This is a genomic window from Phycisphaerae bacterium, from assembly GCA_035275405.1.
Lineage (GTDB): Bacteria > Planctomycetota > Phycisphaerae > UBA1845 > UTPLA1 > DATEMU01.
The window spans coordinates 670,101-691,009 of the sequence record DATEMU010000003.1; the positions used below are offsets into that span (position 1 = coordinate 670,101).

Genomic DNA, 20,909 nt, shown 5'->3' on the forward strand with positions numbered 1-20,909 from the left:
ATCGGGAGGGGTCATGGGACGAAAGGCCATCAACGCCAAACGCGACGCCCAGTCCGTCCCCGGCGTCAAGGCCGGCGATGACGCCCGCGAGGCGCTTCGCCAGCGCCTGGCCCGTGCCGCCTACGCCGCGCGGCAATACGCCATTGATGCGGCCAGACTGGTTTGCGACGAAAAATGCGAGGACATTCTCGTCCTGGACCTTCGGGGCGTCTCGACGATCTGTGACTACTTCGTGATTGCGACGGGTACCTCCGACCGGCAGATGCGGGCGGTGGCGGACCATCTGCGCGAACTTGGCAAGACGCGCGGGGAGGAGCCGTACAGCGTATCGGGCTATGACGAGGGGGCGTGGATCGTCGTGGACTATGTGGACGTAGTGGTGCATCTCTTCGACACGGAGAAGCGGTCATACTACGATCTGGAGGCGCTTTGGGGGGACTGCCCACGGGTTGAGTGGGGGGCCTAATAAACGTCAAGACATCGAAGTCGAAGCCAGAGCGGCGCAACGGGCCAAGTTTTGATTTTTTGGTGATTTGACGATTCACTTGCTGGCGTGACATCACTTCTGGCACAACTTGAGGCGTTCATCGCGGCGGCGCTGGCGGATGCGTACGGCGATACAGCGGCCGGTGTCGGACCGCAGATCCGCGCGGCGGCAGACGCCAAGTTCGGCGATTATCAATCCAACGTGGCGATGGGGCTGGCCAAAACGCTGGGGGCCAAGCCGCGCGAGGTGGCGCAGAAGATCGTGGAGGCGCTGCCGCCCGCAGCTCGCGACATGATCGAGCCGCCGGAAGTTGCAGGGCCGGGGTTCATCAATCTCAAGCTGCGTTCGGAGTTTCTGGCGGCGCGGCTCGGCTCGATACCACCGGCGCCGGTCAATGCGGATGAGGATCGGCTGGGCATCGAGCCGGTAGAGACCTCGACACGGCAGACCGTCGTCGTCGATTACTCGTCGCCCAACGTGGCCAAGGAGATGCACGTCGGGCATCTGCGCAGCACCGTTATTGGGGACACAATCGTCCGTGTGCTGGCGTTCGAGGGACATCAGGTCATTCGACAAAATCACCTTGGGGATTGGGGGACGCAGTTCGGCAAGATCATCCTCTCCTTATGGCATCTGTGTATGGGGCGGCATCAGAACGAGACCGCGGCGGATTTTGATCGATTGGCCGACGAGATCTCTCGCGCCGCGCGAGAGGGCGGCGACGCGAAGTCGGCGTTGCTGGAGCATCGCCGTCGGATTCACCAGGAAAACCTCGAGCGGGATCTGGACGGCCGGGAGTTCAGCCAGTTCATTCAGACTTTTGAGCCGAGCTTCGGCGAGCTCCTGCCGGCGTACCGCTATGTCAACGCGGTGGAGGATGCGGCGGAGGGAACCGGCTTGACGGTTACGAACAAGGTCACGAGCGAGAGTTATCCTCTATCCGCGGTGTCGCGCCATGTCGCCGCGATGTTGCAGGGCAAGACGCCGCACGACAATACGCAGGAATTGGCCGCGTGGCGCAAGGCCAAGGATGCGACGCTGAAGGAGTGCAACGCGATCTATCGGCGGCTGGGCGTGCTTCTGACCGACGATGACATTTGCGGAGAGAGTTTCTACGAGCCGCTTCTGCCGGGCGTGATTGAGGAGGTTCAGGCGCGGCTCAAATCGACGGAAGGCCAGAGCGGCGAATTTCGCGCAGCTTGTCGCAAGGACAAAGGCGCCGTGTGCGTCTTCCTGGAGAAACCTGATGGCTCGCCCGCGTTCAAGGGCCCTCAGGGCGACCCGTTGCCCATGATCATTCAGAAGTCGGACGGGGCGTCGCTGTATGCCACGACGGATATCGCGGCAATCCTTTATCGCGTCAACCATGCGCACCGGCATGTCGTGGCCTTGCAGACTCCCGGGTTGAAGTCCGTGTTGTTGGGCGAGCCGTTTCGCGGCGGGCTGGGGGCGGATCGCATCGTCTATGTGGTCGGTTCGCCGCAAAAGCTGCACTTTGAGATGCTGTTTCCGACGGTACGCGCGATGGGTTGGTTAACTAAAGCAGAGGGCGAGATTCGGCTGGAGCACGTGGCGTTCGGCTCGGTGCTCGGCGGCGATCGGAAGATGCTGCGGACCCGCGGCGGAGAGACGGTCAAGCTCAAGGATCTGCTCGAAGAGGCCGTCGAACGGGCGGAGAAGATGGTCCGGGAGACGGAGGACGACACCGAAAAGCGCCGCGGTTTTGCGGAAGCGGAGATCAAGAACATCGCGGCAACGGTGGGCATCGCCGCCGTGAAGTACGCCGATCTGGCACAGAATCGCAATACAGATTATGTTTTTTTGTGGGACAAGATGCTCGCGCTGCAAGGAAACACGGCTCCGTACATGCTCTATGCGTACGCCCGGGTCCGATCGATTTACCGCAAGGCCGCGGAATCGGGGCCCGAGGTGATTCAATCCGAAAACAGCGATCCGAAATCGGCAATCGTGCTCTCGCATCCCGCTGAGCGCGCCTTGGCGATTCGTATTTGCCAACTTGCTGAGACCATCGAGACGGTCGGCGAGAACCTCCTGCCGAATTTCCTGTGTGACTATCTTTTTGATCTGGCCGGTCGGTTCATGGCCTTTTACGAATCGTGCCCCGTGTTGCAGGCGCAGGACGATGCGACGCGGGCATCCCGCTTGCGACTGTGTGATCTGACAGCGCGGGCACTTCGCTTGGGCCTTCGACTTCTGGGGATCGGGACATTGGAGCGCATGTAACGGCCGCTGCCCGGACTATTTTGTCGGCTTGCCCGAATGCTCCAGGTGCGCCTCGAAGTTCTTGTGAAATCGCTCGATCACTTCCTCGTCGTGCTTTATGACGACGATGTTCTCGGCGTTGCTCTCGCTGGCCGCCTTGGTCAGGTTGTAGGAGCCCGTGATGACGGTCGTGTTGTCGATGAGGATGATCTTGTTGTTGGCGACGTCGTGATCGCGGTCGAACAGGATTTTTACGCCGCTTCGCCGCAGGACCGGCCAGCGACCGTAGGACATGTTTTCCTGTGATTTGTCGAGGACGATGGTGACGTCCACGCCGCGGCCCTTGGCGGAGGCGAGGGCGTCCGCGATTGGTTTGGACGTGAAGATGTACATCTGGATGCGGATTCGCCGTCGGGCTTCGCTGATTTCCCGTACGATCCGGTCTTCCAATTCGTCACCGGGGGAAAAGTAGGCGCGGATGGACGGCGCGCCGCGTGAACCCCTCGGCGGTGCCATGGCGGCGGAAAAGAAAAATGCGGCGACGGTAATGACCGCGCAGGAAACAAAGACTGACAATGTACGTTTTCCCGACGTCATAGCTTTTTCTCCAGCCCCCGTCGCGAGTTTTACCATCGATTTCAAAAGAGGCAATTCCCGCGTTGGATTGGAATCGGCCCTTGTGATTTGTTCGGGGATCGGGGACTTCAATTGGCCGAATAGGGCTGTCGCAGCGGAAATCAGGCAATCGGCCGGTAGTAATAATCCCGCTTCTGCGGCCGCCAGCCGGCGTCGGCGATGAGGCGGCGGATTTCGGGTTCGTTGAGGCGATAAGTGGCTCCGGCGGCGCTGACGACGTTTTCCTCCATCATCACGCTGCCCATGTCGTTGGCCCCATAGAAGAGCGCGAGTTGGCCGATCTTGGGGCCCATCGTGACCCAGCTCGATTGGATGTGGGGGATGTTGTCGAGGTAGAGCCGCGAGAGGGCGAGCATGGTCAAGTATTCGTGGGCGTCGGCGAGGAGGAGGTGCTTGCCGTCGTTGAGGGGCCTTCGGCTGAAGGCTTGAGGCTTGAGGCTTGAGGCTTGAGGAAGAGGCTTCATTCGCCCCAACGGCGTATTCTCAGGTTGGAACGTCCAACAGATGAAGGCGCCGAAGCCGCCGCCGTTTCTGCGCGCGAGCGATTCATCCTGTAACTCCCGCAGCAGCCGCAGGTGCTCGAAGCGCTCCTCCACTGTCTCCATATGCCCGAACATCATTGTGCAACTCGTGGACATGCCGAGGATGTGGCACTGGCGCATGACCTCCAGCCACTCGTCGGTCATCGTCTTTCCGATCCCGATCTTCTCGCGGACCCGGTCCGAGAGGATTTCCCCGCCGCCGCCCGGAACGGTATTCAGCCCCGCCTCCTGCAATCGCGCGAGCACGTCGTGGATGGTCATGTCGAAGACCTGGTGAAACGCAAAGATCTCTGGCGGGCTGAAGGCGTGGATGTGGATCGTCGGGTAGTTCTTGCGGATGAAGCGCATCAGATCGAGATACCACTCAAACGGCAGACCGGCCGCGCCGTCGGCGGGGACCAGGCCCCCTTGCATAAGGATCTGCGTACCGCCGATGGCGATCAACTCCTCGATCTTCCGGCCGATCTCGTCGTAGCTCAGCGTGTAACCGGTCGGCAGGTCCGTGCGACCGGTATTCATGCCCGGCGGATCGGCCTTGAAGTTACAGAAGATGCACTTGGCCGTACACCAGTTCGCGTAGTTGATATTGCGGTCGACGACGTAGGTGCGATAGTCCTCGGGGTGCAGCCGCTGCGTCGCGGCCAGCGCCCGGCGGCCCAGGCCGTGAATCGACTCGTCGAAGTAAAGTTGCCGAAGGTCGTCCGTAGAGAGGCGGCCCGTCGTTGGCATGGCGGCGACGGCGGTCATGGCAATAGCCCGTGGCGATCGGCGAGGTGAAAGAAGCGGTCCATGGCGGCGTGCATCGGCGGCGTCAGCCGATAGCGCATGATCTCGCACAGGTACTTCGTCGCGACATCGACGGGCCAGCCGTGGATCGCGGCGTGCTCCCCGGCGATTCGGCGTGCATCGGCGACACCGGCATCGCGGGCTTCGGCCAGCAGCCGCGTCATCGCCCGATGATCGCGGTCCTTCGGTCCGTACCACGCCGCAAAGACGAAGGGCAGGTCAGTGAGGTGCTTCCACGCCGCGCCCAGATCGACCTCAAAGCCGAAGCCGCGCGGGGCGTTGCGGACGACCTTGTCGCCGATCAACAAAACGGACTCGTTGGACATTCCCTCGTCGGCGACCCCGGCAGGCCGGCAGGAGATCAGCTCGATATCGCGGCTGTACAGTTCGCGCCACACGAGCCGGGCCAGGACGATCGACGTGTGTGAGTCGCCGTCCACATGCACGCGCTGCACCTTGTCTGGCGGGACTTTGGAAAACACGCGGACCGTCTGCGTCTCGCCGTCGCTGGCGATGCAGCCGTCGGCGACGAGCGTAAGCCGCTCGCGGTTTCGCCAGTAATCGACGACCGGCAGCAGCGCGGCGTCGCACCCGCCGAGGGTGAGCAATTCGCTCAATTTCGACGGGACCGCCGGCTTGATCACGACGCCCCGGCGATCGAGCAGGCTTTCGTAAAGCGGCAGGGCGTTCAGAAACGATACCACGCCGAGCGTCGCGGTCGCGGCCGGGGCGATGGGCGGGATGAGGGTCGATTCAGGGCTCATGGGTTTCAATGGTGCCGTTCAGGGGTGTCCGATTTGGTCCAACAATGACCGTGTCAATCCGCGGTGGATTATACGAAAGGCCGTTTTCGTCGCCATCGGCCGCGGCGACCGCCATATCTTTCAACGGTATTGAAAACTCGGCCTGGGGCGAGCGACCGGCCGATCTGTTTCATACGCGGCCCGTCGTGCAATCGTGCGGCCAGGCCGGGGTATCATCTACCGGCGGCGGACCGCGGAAAACCGACGCCAGGAGTTACGCAGCATGGCTGGTGAAGAAAACGTCTTCCAACTCACGTTCATTGACCTTGCCATTCAGGTGGCGGGCATCTTTTCGAACGTCATCGTCGCTCTCTTCCAGAGCGTGTTGACACAGGTCTTTTCCGGCCTCCTCGGGGCCGTGACGGGCGGGACCGTCTAGCCTTACCCTTCCAGCCGCGCGCCGGTCGCTATCGCGTGGCCATCACTTACGGCACTGCCTCCTGCCGGCCGTCGCGGCGATGACCCTTCTCGTCGTACAGGCTCAGGTCCACATCCAGCAGCCACTTCGTCGTGGTCACGATCTGCCCCGTATGAAAGGCGAAGTGCTCGACGACGTGCAGGATCGCGGCGACGCCGGAGAGCCTGTAATTCTGGATCGCGTACTCGCGGACGAGCGCCGCATCGTCCACGCCGCCAAGTACCGCGTACGCCTCGTCCAATACGCCCGCCAGCGATTCAAGAAGCTGCTCCCGGGACAGACCGTCGCGCCGGGCAAACTCCGCCGGCCGGTCGCGCGGCACAATCGCCCCGCCCAGCCCCCCGACGATCCATTGGCGGACATTGCCGGCGAGGTGCAGGAGGAGATTGGCGACGCTGTTGCTGTTGTCGTTCGGGCGGAACCAGATCTGCTCGGCGGAGAGCAGGGCGCAGCAGCGGCGAACCTGCGCGAAGTGGTCGGCAAGCTTCTCGATCGCGTAACGGCGGAGGATCGGGGCGACGGTGCCGGTCATCGACCCAGTATAGCAGCGCGTGTCTAACGTCGGGCGCGGGTCCGCCGGCGCCGGAGGCTCGACAGCAAGAGACCGAGCGCTGCCAGCGACAGCGCGGCAGGTTCGGGGATGACCGCCCGCCAACTTTCCTGAAAACCGCTGGGGTTAGTGCCGTATCCGACGATCGTGTTGCCATCAGAGGAGATTCCCCACGCGTCGATCAACCTCCACCCACTGAGGTCCAGGCCGAAGTCATTAACAAGTACGTCGCGGAGGTTGCGCATGCCGTAATTGGCATCCCAAATAAACGCCTCGAAGTCGATGGAGTATTGGCCCGTAACCGATTGCCCAACGACGAGACTTCCGTCACCCGATACGTCTCTTGCAATACTCTCGAAATCGCCTTGGGGCAGATCGCCGAGTCGCTGAACGCCACCTCCTGATGTCCAGCGATACGCCTCCAGCGACCCGAGACTCGACAGGGGAGCTCCCCAGCCAACCACGACAGTTCCATCGCTGGAAACTGCCGAAGCGGTTTGTGCCAGGAAGTCGTCGGGTTGACCGCTAAGTAGCGACATTCCCGTTTCGTTCCGCCAGATGAACGCCTGTTCGTAAAGCGGACCAAAAGTATTCCCTACAATGACAGATCCATCAGTCGAAGAGTCCCACGCTTCGCCCTTTCCGTCGTGGCCGCCAGGGACGTTTCCAAGACTCACATAGCCGGTATCCGGCGTCCACGTCACGGGATCATCGTCAATCGTGCTGCGCGCCGCCGACCCGAGAACCAGCGTCCCGTCTCCCGAAACTCCATATGCCCGGCTGAACTGTTGTGGCGAGCCGGGAAAGTAGCCCAACGCCACCCTGCCGGTTTGTGCAGTCCATCGGAATGCTTGGCTTGCCGAGCCGGACCCGCTGTAACCAGCGATGACCGAGCCATCGGCTGAGACGCCATAGGCGATTCCGCCCCCCAGAGATTGCATGCCACCGGTTTGAGTCCAACGATAAGCTGACCCACTCCTCCACCCGACAACCGTCGAACCATCGCCAGACACATCAAATGCCTGGTTTAAAATGTTGGCGCCCGTGGGACCGCCCAGCCCCATGAAACTGGGCGTGGGAGCGCTTCTTGTCGACTGACCTTGCGACAGCAACAAAACCACGACGGGAAGTATTTGATACATGATGACCTCCAAATGGGGAAAGGGTCCCCATGCCCGATGATGACGCTGGCAATTTGCGTGCCATAAACCTACCCCCCGGCCATGGGCTGCCCCACATTCTACGAAAACACCAGGTGTCGGCACATGTTCCAAACACGCCAAGCGGGCGATTTTATTCCCCAACGCTATTATCGAGGCCATGAAGCTGGCAGTGGATGACGCTATCTGGAGTGCACCGGGGCTCTTTGCCCCCTTGGGCGAGGTCTCCACTTTTGCCGGTCGCAACGTCAGCGCCGCGCAGATTGCCAACGCCGACGCCCTCGTCGTCCGTTCGGTCACGCGGGTGGACGAGCGCCTGCTGGCGGGCTCGCGCGTGCGGTTCGTCGGGACGGCCAGTTCGGGGGCCGATCACATCGACACGCACTATCTCGCCGCGCACGGAATCGCCTTTGCCGACGCCGCGGGCTGCAACAGCCGGACCGTCGCCGAGTACGTGCTCGCGGCGCTGCTGCACCTGGCCCGGCGCGCGGCAATCGACCTGGCGGAGAAGACGCTGGGCGTCGTCGGCGTCGGGCGGATCGGCTCGCTCGTCGCCGAATGGGGCGAGTCGCTGGGGATGCGCGTGCTCCTGTGCGATCCACCGAAAGAAGCTCTCGCCGAGGCGCAGAGGCGCGGAGGTGCGGAATCTTTCGTCAGCTTTGACCAGATCGCCGCCGAATCGGACGCGATCACGCTGCACGTCCCGCTGACACGCGCGGGGTCGTACGCCACAATCGGGATGGTGAACGCTGCATGGCTCGCGCGCGTGAAGCGCGGGGCGATCCTCATCAACACTTCCCGCGGCGAAGTCGTGGAGGAGACCGCGCTGCTCGCCGCGGCGGAGGCCAACCGCATCGGCCCGCTCGTGCTCGACGTCTGGCGCGGCGAGCCGGCGATCGATCCGGCGCTCGCGCGGGCGGCGGCGATCGCCACGCCGCACGTCGCGGGCTATTCGCTCGAGGCGCGCAGGCGGGCGGCGCTGATGATCCGCGAGCGCTTGGCGGAGTTTTTGGGGGAGGGCAAAGCTCCCGCTTTGCCCGTCACGAGCGACAAAGCAGAGCTTTCTCGTCCCCTGGCCGGTGCCACACTCGCCGACATCGCCCTCCAGGCGACGGGTCTCGTGGAGACCGATCGGGCAATGCGGGAGTGGATCAAGAGCGGAAGTGCGGCCGGAGGGTTTGATGCACAGCGGGCGCGGTGCGTCCGGCGGCGTGAATTTTCCGCGTATGCGGTTGAGAACCAGTCACTTGATGAACGATCGCATAATCTCCTGCGGATTTGGGGGTTTCGCCCATAGTGACGGTTGATTCGAGAAGACGACTGGTTCAGGAGGTCTGGCCGGACACGCGCGCGGCGCTTATACTCTGAACGGACTCGGATGGCTGTCAGGATTGGATCGCATCAGCGGTTCCTAACGTGATCGAATAATTAGCATTTATCCTTCCCAGGCGATTCTCGTGACCGGCATCCGGGTCCTTCGTTGACGGGGCGATTCCCCCGTCGGTTCGAAGTGAGGCCCAGTGGGGGAGCCGGAGTTTCATCATGTCACAATTTGTTGGATTGAACGGGTTTGGTCGGTTGGATTCCGCGCGCCGGGAGCATGGGCGACCCCCGCCGGTCGGCTTGTGCGGCGCGGGGGGAATGGTGTTCACCGCCCTCCTCGTGGTCGCCTTCTCTTCCAGTCGGGCCCCGGCGGACATCGCGATCGAAACCGTGCATGTCGCCAACCCGGGAAACTCGCCGGATACGCGCCACGAACTACCCGGCTACGGCGCGGTGGGCTATGCGTACGACATGGGCAAATACGAATTGACGATGGGTCAGTATGCGGCGTTCCTCAACGCCGTGGCCGGAGTAGATACTTACGGGCTGTACAGCTTTTCGATGAATGGAGGCGGCGACAGTTGGGGAGGCGGGATCTTCCGCCATGGCAGCACCACGCGCACCTATTCGGTAACCCCCGGTTATGAAAATCGGCCGGTCAGCTACGTCTCGTTCGGCGATGCGTTGCGATTCGCCAACTGGATGCACAATGGACAGCCGACGGGCGCCCAGGGGCCGACGACGACCGAGGATGGCTCGTATTTTCTGAACGGCGCGACAAGCCTGGCGGCCCTCTTGGCCGTGACGCGGAAGCCCGGCGCGACCTGGGCCATCCCGTCGGAGAATGAGTGGTACAAGACGGCGTATCACAAAAATGACGGGGCGACCGACAATTATTGGGAATACCCCACCAGCAGCGATTCCATGACCAGCGATATGGCCAATACCGAATCGACTTTTTTGCACCCTCTGATCGTCGGCTCCTACGCCTACCCCAGCGCCTACGGCACGTTCGACCAGGCGGGAAACGTCAACGAGTGGAACGAGTCGGTCATCGAAGGGTTGTATCGCGGCGTTCGCGGCGGAGCGTTTAATAATGACGATTACACGTCAGCGGCGGGTAACCGCTATTCCCTCGACCCGACGCTGGAACGAAGCAACTTGGGGTTTCGAATTGCGATGGTTCCCGAGCCCGGCAGCTTGATCATGGCGGCGGTAGCGGCGCTTGCCGTTCCAAAACGAAGGAAGAAGCGACATGGGATATCCCGCCGTTGATCCCTGGCCGGAGGATTTGACGATTTGCGGAAATTCTGCGCTGCGCGGCGCGAATTTGTCGCGTATTCCGTAGAGAGTAGCTCATTGGACGATCGGGCGGTGACGTTCCTGGGACAATGGGGTTTTCGCCTGTTGTGATCAGAACCCCACCCGCGAGGGAGGGCTGAGTGATGCCGCACCGCGATCAGGGAATGGAATGCTTCAAGAGGCGTTCACTTGCAGGCACTCGCGTGCCCGGTTCTGAGGGGCTCGCGAGTGATTAAGAGGCGAACTTCCTTAACCTGCCTAATAACAACGGGTTACAGGCAAAATAAAAAATCGCGTTGGAAGCGGCCTGGGGGCTTGAAACGTACCGCCCCGGCCGGGTAACATAGTGTGGTGAGTACAGGCCGAGAAAACGGCCTGTGCCGCGCTGCCAACAGGTAGCGGACGCTGCGATCGAGCGCCAGACGCGATCTTTGCAAGAGAGTTGCGGTCGGCGCATACGCGGATCATCGGGTTGCAAGAGCCTGATCGGCCCTGCGGGATTGACATTCGCGGCGGTTTTCGTTACGCTGGCGGTGTATTGGGTGGGAGCGGCGCGCAAGAGCCGCTGGAGGATGGAAGCCAGAGGTGGGAAGCTTTTCCGGTGCCCAGTCTGGTTCGGTCCAGTGCGACGCGTAGAGACGCGGCGCAGGAAGTAGTAACGAGCGACCCAAAAGCCCCGGTAGGCGATGGGTCCAGCGAGCAGGCGGAAAGTTCCGTCTGCCGTACTGAAGGGTTGTTGCGAGTTGCTCGTTTTGAGCAGGGAGTAAGCAAAGCGATGAATAAGAAAACGTTGGTTTTGAGCGCCGCCCTGTTGACGATCCTGTCGTCGACGGTCATGGCGCAATCCGTAATCTGGCTGGACGTCCGGCCGAACGATTCCGGCTCGACGATCCGCACGATCAGCGGCAACGTCGGCGTGACGGCGACGAACCCGTTCCTCAACGCCGCCGGCAACGGCGACGCGCTGAACGGCGGCCGCCGCGGCCAGGGCCAGACGCTCTATATCGAGCCCAAGGCCAATGACGGCTGGGAATCGATGAACGTCTCGACGACGCGAAACGCCAATTCATTCCCCAATTTCGACGGCGATCTCAACCACAGCACCGGCGACCTATGGATCTACATGGACGTGCTGGAAGATCTGTCCGGCGCGGGCGACGTGATCTCCTCCGTCGGCTTGGACATCGACACCCGCCTGGTCGGAGCGACCATGCGCAACAAGATCGCCTCCATGGCCGTAACGCTGGACAACGCCAATACGGTGTTCAACTCGATCACGCCGGCCGGCGCCAGCCCCTGGAACAACAAGGTCGATGGCAACGTCGTGCCCAATGATCCGCCGGATTGGGAGAAGGCCAAGGCCGTCCGCGTCCCGGTCGATCCGGGCCCGACCTATAACGCCAGCTTGGGCATTACCCCGCGAGACCCGGTCCTTGCGAACACGACCCCCTATCGGCTGGGCAAGATTCGATTGACCTCCGGAACGCGAAACTGCTCGGGCCGAACGGCGCCGGCTTTCAACGACAACTCCACCTATGACATTTTCCTCAAGGTCAACAACCTGCTGATCACCCGGGTTTACAATGGAGCCGGGGATGCAGTGGAAGATGTGCAATTTGGCTACAGCGGGGCCACGCCTGAAGCGCCCCCGGTCAGCGGGAACTCGGCTGGCGCGGTGTCGCTGGTTGCCGATGGTCGCGTACAAGTCCGCCTTAAGGGCGATTTTACCGGTGATGGTAACGTAACTGGTGCCGACGTTGGTGGTTTCAACGGAGCCGTAAACGATGCGGCCGAAAACCAACTTCAGACCTATCTTGGCGATTTTAACGGAAATAACACCACGACAGGTGCTGATATCGGAGCCGCTGCTGGCGGCACACCTCCGTTTACGTTCTTCCAGGGCGCGGTAAACCGCTCTGGTATTGCGTCTTGTCCGTGATTTTTGGGAAAAAACAGGGTATGCGGGCCAAAAAAAAGGCCCGCATACCCTTGAAATGAACAGATGGTTGTGGTAGGATTGGTCCTACGAGAATAAATGGTTTTCTCGTCCAACAGGAAGGCAAGCCCAAGGGTGGGGGCCCGGCGGCGGGAAAGAAACTAGGAATTCAGGAGAGGTATCTCAGTACCCAGGAGATGGATGAAATGAAGACAGCAAGAATGTTAGCTTTGGCAGCCCTCATGACCGTCGCGATCTCCGCTTCGGCCAACGCGGGCGGGTTTGTTTGGGCGGAAGCATCGGGAGGCACCGGCGGTGGTCCGGGCGCTCCGTTGCTCTTGGATTGCGACACTTCGGCCCCGGCACCGACGCGCTGCGAATGGCTCATCACGATCTTCTATCAGACCGACGGATACGGTGGTGGAAGCTGGAGCCTCGACCTTTATCAGGATCCTGCCTTTTTGGACAAGGTCACCGTAAAGCAGTTCAACTATTCGGAGACTGCGACCAACGATCCGAGCGATCCGGCCAACAACACTGCTCCCGACAGCGTGAACGCCAATGGCTTTCTCCTTCAATCGATGGGAAGTCTGACGTTCCAGCCGACGGCTGCCGGTACTTGGCCGTTGTTCCAGTTTATCTTGTCGAAGAACAAACTCCCTGGTGACACCAACATCTACAACATCGGAATCGGCGTCGGCTTCAACGAGTTCGGCGGCGATGATTCAAATGGTTACGAGGTTGTTGGGTTCGGCCCGAATCCTCCTCGCGAAGGCACCTACACGGGCGAGGCGGAAGGCAACCCGATTATCACGATCCGCAACACGCCGGAGCCCACCACGCTCGCGCTGGTCGGACTCGGCTTGGTCGGCCTCGTTCGCCGACGCCGCTAATCGCGGTTAACTTACCCCGTCTGGCCGCTCGATCGGCCCGACACTGAGATGTCTCCTTTCGCGGTCGGTCGCCCCAGTGCGACCGACCGCTTTTTTTTGCAGTGGGGCGGGCGTCTCCGCCCGCCCGTAGGTTGCTGCCGTCCCGCCGATCCGCGGTATAATCTAAAGGGCAAGCAATGTCCCCCGGTCATCGTAAACCAACCGTTTGAACCTGCTTTTAATGTCTGCGGAGTTCTCTCATGGCCTTTCGATTCAAGTCATTCAGTTGCACCTGCCACTTGCTGGCGCCCTGCGGCCTGGTGTTCCTGGCGGCAACGGCGATTCACGCAGATGTCCCCAACGTCCTCCAGGATGCCGATCCGACCTTTATTGAGGGCTGGCAACCGGAGATTGAGAAGCAAATTGAACTCCTGTCGGCGGCCTACGGGCTCGACCAGGATGCACAGAACAATTTGCGTACCGAACTCGAGTTGCGGCTGGTCCTCGAGCACGAATACGAAGCCAAGATGATGGCCGAACTAGACGAACTCGGCCGCAAGGTACAGGAAGCCGGTGCGACCGAAGATGAGAACTCGCCGGAGTTACAGGAGTTGGGCCGGCGCTTCTCGGAATTGTCCAATGGCATGCCGCTCAATGAAACGCAAGTGGCCGATTGGATGGCGACGCGCGTCAGCCCCGAAGTGGCCCAGGAGGGCCGGCAGCGCTGGGAAGAGCTCGTGCAGCGCCGCGAACAATACGTGGCTGCGTCGATGAACGAAGACGATCGCGTGGCCGGCCGCAAGGCCGACATGGCCGCCGAGGTCCGCGAGATGCGCTCCCGGGACAGCAACGAATACGAGCCGCGGCCGCGCGGGCCCAATGGCGATTTTGTCGATGCCCGGACGATGGAACGCGCGGGACGGCCCTACGTGAACCCCGCCGACATCGCCGCCGCCCGCGAGGCCCGAGGTATCGCACCGCCCCCCCGGCCCGGCGCCGCCGCCCGCCATCCGCAACAGACCGCCCAGGACCGCAGCTATCCCACGGCAACGCCCGGGGCCCAGGTCCCCGGCGCCGCCGCCGCGGATGCCCCGGGCCTGCCGCGACCGCCCGAGCCGGCCCGCCTGCAAAAGTCGCCCGCCGACGGCGATCCCTCGGCCCCGCCGCCGCCCGCCCCCCCGCTGGACGACTGGGAAAAGCACGTCGTCAGCGTCGCGCAGAAATACGGCTTCGACAGCGGCCAGAACATGCGGGCCATGTCCATCCTCGGCGACCTCAAGAAAAGGGCCTATCACTACCAGCTCAGCCGGTCGGAAGAGTATGCCCGGGCCCAGATCATGACCGACGCCAAGGCCCGCGGCGACGCCCTGAAGCACCTGAACGCCCCGCTGGACGCCCTGTTCGCGGAGCTGAAGCAGCGGCTGGAAAGCCTGCCAACCATGAGCCAGAAGCAGCGCGCCGGCGCCCCGGCCCCGCCGGCGAAAAAGGGGCGGTAGATCCGTAGCGGCCCCCGTCTCGGGGGCCGATGAGCGCCCCGCAACCCATCCGATCCTTGACAACATGCTTCGGCCGACTCCGATTGGACGTCCGCCGAGACGGCGGACGCTACTTGGTCCAGGCGGACGCCGTGCAGTGGATGGCCCCGAGGCGGCGCTGGCTGTCGGCGGAGAGGATCGGCGTGACCTCGACGCTGCCGCCGAGGGCGTCGCGGACGGCTTTTGCTGCGGCGGCGTCCAGCGGGGCGTAGAGACCGCCCCAGGCGGGCATGACATATCGGTCCGGCTCGTGAAACCCGTTGAGATAATTGATGCTGCGATCCTCGTCCGCAAGGCTGGGGACGGGGGCGACGCGCCAGCCGAGATCGGCGAGCTGGCGATGAAGCGCGGCGCGGTCAGCGCGGCGGCGCTGGAGGGCGATGATGTAAGCGCGGGTGAGCGCGTCGGGAGGCAGGTCGTCGGGCGTGGCGGCAACGCTGGCGAGGATGTCGAGGGCCAGAAGGTAGCGCTGAAAGTTGGCCGTGCCGTGGTCGGCAGGACCGGTGGCAAAGGCGGCGGCGACGTCGGCGGGAAAATAGCCGTCCTGGTTGGCGAGGCGATTAGAGGGGCCGGAGAGGAGTTCGACGACGCGGCGGTCATTTTCGGAGGCGAGGGCGCCCTCGACCTGGCGGAGCGTGTCGGCGTCGATCGTGCCGCGGCGGGCGAGGATGTCGGCGCCGATGGCGAGGATGATGCGGGCGGCGGCGATCTCGTCGTTGACGAAGGCCACGAGGCGGCCGTCGTGGGCGCGGATGGACAGTTCGAAGTCAAGGTGGAAAGAGACGGCCGGCAGGGCGAGGCAGCGGTCGACGCCGCATTCGATGCGAAAGGCCTCGAGGACCTGTTCGCGGGACAGGCCGAGGGCGGTGTTGCGATAGATCTCGGCCTCGCCGATGAGGAGGAGGGTCTTTCCATCGGCGGGGTTGCGAACGGGGAGGAGATTGCCGCCCTGGAAGATAAGGGGGGAGGCGACGAGCGAGATTCCGGCCTTGGAGAGCGAGCGGATCGCGAGGGAGGCGTCGGGATCGAGAACGGTGCGCTCCTCGCCGCGATTGGCGTAGCGCGGGATCAGCAGGGCGGGGGTTGCTTTGCCGTCGGCGTTGGGGGGGTGACCGGGCTTGGCGTTGTCCTGGGCCCACTGTTCAATCGGCCAGGGGGAAGCGACAAGCGTCAATTGGCGGCGGCGGGTGAGGGGCCAGGACCTGGCCTTCTCGATGATGGCCGCGCGGTCCTTTTCCTCGACGCTGAGGGTGAAGTCGCCATCCGGCCAGGCGGCGATAAGTTGGCGGATGATGTCGAGGGCGCTGCCGTCGCCGGGACCGCGGAGATAGTCGGCCGTCGGGGATTGCAGGCGGAGGCGGACGATGGGCGTCTCGCCGGATTCGGGGGACAGTCGGAAGCCGGCCCGGGAGGGTTGAAAGGCGAAGCGGAATGCCTCCAGGTGGCGGTTGAGTGACTCGCCGTTTTCGGCGGTCGCCAATCGTCGGGCGATTTCGCGGACGATTCCGTCGCCGTCGAGTGAAGCACCGTCCAGTTGAAAGTACCCCAGCCAATCGACGGGCAGGCCGACCGATCGCAGCGTGGGAAGCTTGCCGTCGATGACGAAGTGGTCCGGGCCGAGCGATTCGATGACGTGTGCGAGCGTGGCGAGCAGGCCGTCGGTGGCGAGGCGTTGCGTGACGATGTCCGTCGCGCGGCGCAGCGGTTCGGGGGCGTCCGGCGACGGCGGTCGAACGGGCCAGAGATCCTGGGGATGGTCGAGCGATGGAAACCGAAACCCGCGCAGCAGCGGCGGCCCCGCGCTGAAGGAAAGGCGGTAGGACTCCCACGGCTCCACGGGCTCGACACGGATGACGTGGACCGTCGGCGGCGCGTCGACGACCTGTGCGAACGCGGCGGTAGAGGTCGTGGCGCAGGTGATTACACCCAGTGCGGCGACGACAATGTGGCGGCGCTGAATCACGTGCGCCCCTCTCTGCGGCGTCGCCGGGCGACAAGCGCGATCACGAGGATCAAGCCCCCGCCCGCGATGCCGAACACGGTGCGTCTCCGCACCGGTGCCGAGGAGGATGTCGGAGAGGATCCGGTCGCGCTGGTTTTTCCGGAATCGCCCGCCGGTTCGCTGGGGGCGGCATCGCCTCGGAGGACCATTCGATATCGCTTTTGGTAGTCCATGCGGATGATGCGATCCGCCACGCGCCGGAGAAACACTTCGGGAACGTCGAGGGACTCCAACGTTCCCTGACCGATCGGTTGGCCCTTCAGACGCGTGAGCAGATCCTGCTCGATGGAAGGCGATGATTGCGGACCCGGCCCGGGCGCGGTCTGGGCGTGTGCCGGTCCGTTGGCGGCAATCGCCAGTAATAGGAGACCGGCCCACGAGTATTGAACGGTGAGGGACTTCATTTTCGAGGGCCGATGATGGGCTCTTCTGATGCAGAGGCAAAGCCCGCGCGACCGCGAGCTTACGTCCAACACAGACACGGGTCGATGGCTATAATATGCTTATCTTGTCTTTTCGGCCTCGCCGTTCGACCCGGAGCGCAGGCATGACATCGTCCCGATGGCTTGGTTCGCTTGTCGTACCCGCGATGCTCCTCGTCCACGTCGAGGGTGCCCGGGGCCAGATCGATCATCGGGTCAATCGCGGAATGTCAGAAACCGCCGGTACGGCGTTGGACAAAAATCCGGGCGTCGGGATGGGTCGGTACAACCTATCGCGGCCGGTAATGACCAACCCCGGCGCCATGTCGAACGCCATCATCACGGGAAATGTGACGGGGTTGGCCGGGTTTCATGGCGATTCGCCGATTACCCAGTCGAATCTGTTTCGCGATTCGCTGCCGTCGGCGGGCCTTTCGAGTTTCACGGCCCGAAGCGTCGGGCTTCCGGAAGTCGAGGGGAACCGCACGCTGTCGCCGAGCTTTTACTTCGGCCGGGAGGAGACCGTTCCGGATGCCGGCCAGATTCGCCAGGGCCTGAATGCGCCGGGTTCGGCCCGGTTGATCACGCCGTATACACCCCCACCGGAGTCAGCCGTCCAAGCGCCGGCCAACCAGGAACTTCAATCGCTGATTCGCCCCGTGGAGGATCGGCGCGTCGGCATCGTGCCGGCGATCCCCGGAGCGGGCATGACGCAGCAGACGATCGTGCCACTGGAGGATGGCAGGGCGGGCCTTACGTTATCGCCCTATGGGTCGGCGGTCGGTTCATCGATTTTCGGGACGCCCCTGCCCACTGCCGTGTCGACCGGAGTGCAGAGTGACCGGGGACGCGCCTCGAGAGACCTGACCCTGCCATGGGAGAACCAAACGCAAGGCGAGGATGAAAGGACGGACGAAGGCGAATTCGACGGCCTTAATCCACGGGCTCAACCGCGCGTGGATACGGATACTGCGGAAATCCCTCCCCCGTCCGACGACGGGCTGATGAATCGGCCCGTGGAATCGGGCATTCGTCCACCGCTGATGGAGCCTCCGTCGGACGAGATCCCCACTCCGGAAAACCTGGGCGACGATCGGTTCGCGGATTTGTACAGCGCGGTGGAGTTGGCCCAGCGATTCGGTGCGCGGGACTTGGGTTTTGACGTGAGCGCGCCCGCCGATCCGAATGCGCCGCCGTCGCCGCCCGATGCGCCGCGCGGAAGAGAATTGGTGCGAAAGCCGAGCGAGGGATTGCGAAACCTCGCGACGGCGGCGAAGTGGGCCAAAGATGTGGTGGACGATCCGCTGCGAAGTTTCGCCGGCAAGTATCAGGATCGATTGAATCAATACATGGCCGCCGGAGAGGCCGATCTACGAGCCGGGCGCTATTACGCGGCGGCGCGGCACTTTGATCTGGCCGCAACGGTCGATCCGGTGAACCCCTTGCCGCAGCTGGCGCGGGGCCATGCGCTGATCGCGGCGGGCGACTACCGGTCGGCGGTTCACTCGCTCGAGCAGGGGATCCGTCGGTTTCCGCAGATCGCCGCGTTTCGCATTGACTTGCCGGGAATCGTGGGGCAGCACGACATCTTTGACATTCGCCGAGCCGATCTGGAAGCCAAGCTCGCGACCGGCGACAATGTCGAAATGAGATTTCTCCTCGGCTACATTGAGCTCTATTCTGGTTTGCCCGACGAAGGGCTCAAGAATCTTCAGCAAGCGGCTGTGGAAGCGCCGCCTGCGAGCATGATCGCGATTTTTGCCGACCTGGTCTCGGGACGGCGCGAGCTTCCCCGGATTGGGAAATAGGCCGGGGGTTGTGAATTCCAAATCGGCTACGGGGTTACCCCAGTGGGCTAAGTAGCCTCCCGTTTGCTGGGCACCAAAAAAATCCCCCCCAAATGCAGGATTTTTCTTGACAGGGCTCAAAAAAAGAAAGCACCAGGCGCCTCAAGGGCAATCCCGGTGCTTTCCGGAGGGGAAAGAAGCCAAAAGCTAATCCGCCAAAAAGGCGGGAAATCGCGGTATGCCTCCTAAAGCCGTCTGCGTTTCGCAGTGCGATTCACTCAATTATAGCACGCTCCAAGCTGTATTCTCTTTATCGACAAAATTCTCTAATCGCTACAACCCCTACCATCCACTTTTCACAGGCCCCTATTATGGGACTCGGCGAAGGGGTTAGGAAAATCCTGATGCCGATAACCACCCGACTGGTACGGTCTCCCCCCCTTGGGGGTTCGCCCCTTTCCTCTGCAATAGCCTTGCATGGGTCTTGGAAGGCCCATGAAATGCCACAATCGGTTGAGGAGTCCGATTGACACCCCCCAAAAGGGGCCTAGACTGCCCTCAGCACGCACCAATCCTTGCAAACAGGTCTTGCGCCGGGCGGAAGCTCGTCGTGGGCAAGAAAAGGACGGGTGACGGGGGAGGCCACGTACGGCGGCCCGCCCCCGGAAGGTCGAGACCCCGTAGCTCAGCTGGATAGAGCGCGGCCCTGCGAAGGCCGAGGTCGGACGTTCGAATCGTCTCGGGGTCGTTTTTCCCAATCCTGATGAAAGTCCGAAAGCCGCGAAGGCGAAAATGCGCGGGCACGTTGCGGGGATTAGAATCACGCCTGACATGATCGCGCCTATCAATTCACGATCCGAGCTGAATTCCATCGCGGAGAGAGTGGAGGCGGGGCAGCGGCTCTCCTTCGAGGACGGCGTCGCCCTTTTCGCCTCACGCGACATTCACGAGATCGGCCGGCTGGCCAACCTTGTTCGCGAACGGCTGCACGGCGACGCGGCCTATTACAACGTCAACCGGCACATCAATTATTCAAACCTCTGCGTCCTGCGTTGCAAGTTCTGTTCGTTCTATCGGCCCTATCCGACGAACGGAGTTCTTTCGCGATCACCCGTCGTCACGACGATGGGGGAGCACGGCGGATTGTCGTTGCCCATGGCCGGTGACGCGTCCGGCGATGCCTATGAGTGGAATGTCGATCAAATTGTCGCGCAAGCGAGCGAGGCCTATCGGGCGGGCGCGACGGAGGTCCACATCGTCGGCGGTCTGCATCCCAAACTGCCGTTTTCGTACTACGTCGAGATGTGCCGGGCGCTCCGCGCGGCGTGCCCCCGAATGCACATCAAGGCATTCACGGCCATTGAGATCATCCACTTTACCCGGATCACCAAGCCGCGGATGAGCATCCGGGAAGTGCTCGAAGCATTGCGCGACGCGGGGCTGGGGAGCCTGCCGGGCGGGGGCGCGGAGATTTTTGACGATCGCGTCCACGACGAAGCGTACAAGAACAAGGTCGGCGAGGAGGGCTGGTTCGATGTGCATCGCGTCGCCCACGAGATCGGGATGTACACCAACGCGACGATGCTCTACGGCCACGTCGAGCGGAGCGAAGAGCGCGTCCGACACATGATCAAACTCCGCGAGCATCAGGACGAATCGCTCGCGAGCCGTCGGGCGGCGTTCAACTGTTTCATCCCGCTATCGTTCATTCCCGAGGGCAGCGAGCTTTCGAACTTGCCGGGACCGACGGGGCTGGACGACCTCAAGACCATGGCCATCAGCCGCCTGATGCTGGACAACTTTCCGCACATCAAGGCGTTCTGGATCATGCAGTCAGCGAAACTGGCCCAGGTCGCCTTGAATTGGGGCGTCGACGACCTCGACGGTACCGTGGTCTTTTATGACATCACCAAGCGCGAGGGCGGGGCGGGCAACACGCATCAGGAAATGACCGTCGAGCGGATGCAGCGGCTTATCCGCGAGGCCGGTCGGCGACCGGTCGAGCGGGACACGTTGTATCGTACGGTCGTTCGCGAAGGGGCGGATTGGCGGCTTGAGTAGCGGCCCCCGTCTCGGGGGCCGTTGGAATGAACACTTGGCAATCATCCCCAACTGGCCAGGGTTC

General features: G+C 62.7%; 17 protein-coding genes and 1 tRNA gene. 11 read left to right on the plus strand and 7 right to left on the minus strand.

What is annotated here, in order from left to right; genetic code table 11:
• The first annotated feature begins 13 nt into the window (after positions 1-13).
• Together rsfS and argS are read left to right on the plus strand one after the other, a co-directional pair.
• Entirely contained in the window at positions 14-466 is a 453-nt protein-coding gene (gene rsfS / locus VJZ71_04725) for a ribosome silencing factor (protein HKQ47356.1), read from the plus strand.
• A gap of 87 nt (positions 467-553) precedes the next feature.
• Positions 554-2,731: an arginine--tRNA ligase gene (gene argS / locus VJZ71_04730; GenBank protein HKQ47357.1), complete on the plus strand. Its 2,178-nt coding sequence runs from the start codon at positions 554-556 to the stop codon at positions 2,729-2,731.
• A gap of 15 nt (positions 2,732-2,746) precedes the next feature.
• Here argS and VJZ71_04735 read toward each other — a convergent pair whose 3' ends face one another.
• The 3 genes from VJZ71_04735 to VJZ71_04745 all read right to left on the minus strand — a co-directional run bounded on the left by VJZ71_04735 (position 2,747) and on the right by VJZ71_04745 (position 5,438).
• The gene (locus VJZ71_04735) at positions 2,747-3,307 is read right to left on the minus strand and encodes a phospholipase D family protein (GenBank protein HKQ47358.1); all 561 of its coding nucleotides are present in this window, start codon (positions 3,305-3,307) and stop codon (positions 2,747-2,749) included.
• A 140-nt stretch (positions 3,308-3,447) separates the two neighbouring features.
• A complete protein-coding gene (locus VJZ71_04740; protein ID HKQ47359.1) occupies positions 3,448-4,635 on the minus strand; it encodes a radical SAM protein in 1,188 nt (395 codons plus the stop codon).
• On the minus strand, positions 4,632-5,438 hold the full coding sequence (locus VJZ71_04745) for a menaquinone biosynthesis protein (protein HKQ47360.1): 807 nt from the start codon (positions 5,436-5,438) through the stop codon (positions 4,632-4,634). The genes VJZ71_04740 and VJZ71_04745 overlap by 4 nt, the downstream gene beginning before the upstream one ends.
• A gap of 262 nt (positions 5,439-5,700) precedes the next feature.
• Between VJZ71_04745 and VJZ71_04750 the strand changes: the two genes are divergently transcribed.
• On the plus strand, positions 5,701-5,856 hold the full coding sequence (locus tag VJZ71_04750; protein HKQ47361.1) for a hypothetical protein: 156 nt from the start codon (positions 5,701-5,703) through the stop codon (positions 5,854-5,856).
• A gap of 46 nt (positions 5,857-5,902) precedes the next feature.
• Here VJZ71_04750 and VJZ71_04755 read toward each other — a convergent pair whose 3' ends face one another.
• Positions 5,903-6,427, minus strand: a complete 525-nt coding sequence (locus VJZ71_04755) for a DinB family protein (protein HKQ47362.1) — start codon at positions 6,425-6,427, stop codon at positions 5,903-5,905.
• 23 nt (positions 6,428-6,450) lie between these two features.
• Complete coding sequence (locus tag VJZ71_04760; GenBank protein ID HKQ47363.1) at positions 6,451-7,386, minus strand: PEP-CTERM sorting domain-containing protein; 936 nt, start codon at positions 7,384-7,386, stop codon at positions 6,451-6,453.
• Between the two features lie 379 nt (positions 7,387-7,765).
• Here VJZ71_04760 and VJZ71_04765 point away from each other — a divergent pair, with 379 nt between their 5' ends.
• The 5 genes from VJZ71_04765 to VJZ71_04785 all read left to right on the plus strand — a co-directional run bounded on the left by VJZ71_04765 (position 7,766) and on the right by VJZ71_04785 (position 14,534).
• The gene (locus tag VJZ71_04765) at positions 7,766-8,902 is read left to right on the plus strand and encodes an NAD(P)-dependent oxidoreductase (GenBank protein HKQ47364.1); all 1,137 of its coding nucleotides are present in this window, start codon (positions 7,766-7,768) and stop codon (positions 8,900-8,902) included.
• 245 nt (positions 8,903-9,147) lie between these two features.
• Entirely contained in the window at positions 9,148-10,203 is a 1,056-nt protein-coding gene (locus VJZ71_04770) for an SUMF1/EgtB/PvdO family nonheme iron enzyme (protein ID HKQ47365.1), read from the plus strand.
• Positions 10,204-11,005: 802 nt separating this feature from the next.
• On the plus strand, positions 11,006-12,169 hold the full coding sequence (locus tag VJZ71_04775) for a hypothetical protein (GenBank protein HKQ47366.1): 1,164 nt from the start codon (positions 11,006-11,008) through the stop codon (positions 12,167-12,169).
• A gap of 203 nt (positions 12,170-12,372) precedes the next feature.
• Positions 12,373-13,059, plus strand: a complete 687-nt coding sequence (locus VJZ71_04780; protein ID HKQ47367.1) for a PEP-CTERM sorting domain-containing protein — start codon at positions 12,373-12,375, stop codon at positions 13,057-13,059.
• A gap of 239 nt (positions 13,060-13,298) precedes the next feature.
• Positions 13,299-14,534 carry a hypothetical protein gene (locus tag VJZ71_04785; GenBank protein ID HKQ47368.1) on the plus strand — a complete coding sequence of 412 codons (1,236 nt, stop codon included), beginning with the start codon at positions 13,299-13,301 and terminating at the stop codon, positions 14,532-14,534.
• A gap of 109 nt (positions 14,535-14,643) precedes the next feature.
• Here the strand turns inward: VJZ71_04785 and VJZ71_04790 are convergent, their stop codons facing one another.
• Together VJZ71_04790 and VJZ71_04795 are read right to left on the minus strand one after the other, a co-directional pair.
• On the minus strand, positions 14,644-16,536 hold the full coding sequence (locus VJZ71_04790) for a hypothetical protein (protein HKQ47369.1): 1,893 nt from the start codon (positions 16,534-16,536) through the stop codon (positions 14,644-14,646).
• Positions 16,533-16,979: a hypothetical protein gene (locus VJZ71_04795; GenBank protein HKQ47370.1), complete on the minus strand. Its 447-nt coding sequence runs from the start codon at positions 16,977-16,979 to the stop codon at positions 16,533-16,535. The genes VJZ71_04790 and VJZ71_04795 overlap by 4 nt, the downstream gene beginning before the upstream one ends.
• A 143-nt stretch (positions 16,980-17,122) precedes the next feature.
• Between VJZ71_04795 and VJZ71_04800 the strand changes: the two genes are divergently transcribed.
• The 3 genes from VJZ71_04800 (at position 17,123) to VJZ71_04810 (ending at position 20,845) form a co-directional block, all read left to right on the plus strand.
• Positions 17,123-18,805, plus strand: coding sequence for a hypothetical protein (locus VJZ71_04800; GenBank protein HKQ47371.1), 1,683 nt, complete (start codon positions 17,123-17,125; stop codon positions 18,803-18,805).
• A 653-nt stretch (positions 18,806-19,458) separates the two neighbouring features.
• Positions 19,459-19,532, plus strand: a tRNA-Arg gene (locus VJZ71_04805).
• Between the two features lie 83 nt (positions 19,533-19,615).
• On the plus strand, positions 19,616-20,845 hold the full coding sequence (locus tag VJZ71_04810; GenBank protein ID HKQ47372.1) for a CofH family radical SAM protein: 1,230 nt from the start codon (positions 19,616-19,618) through the stop codon (positions 20,843-20,845).
• Positions 20,846-20,909: the final 64 nt, after the last annotated feature.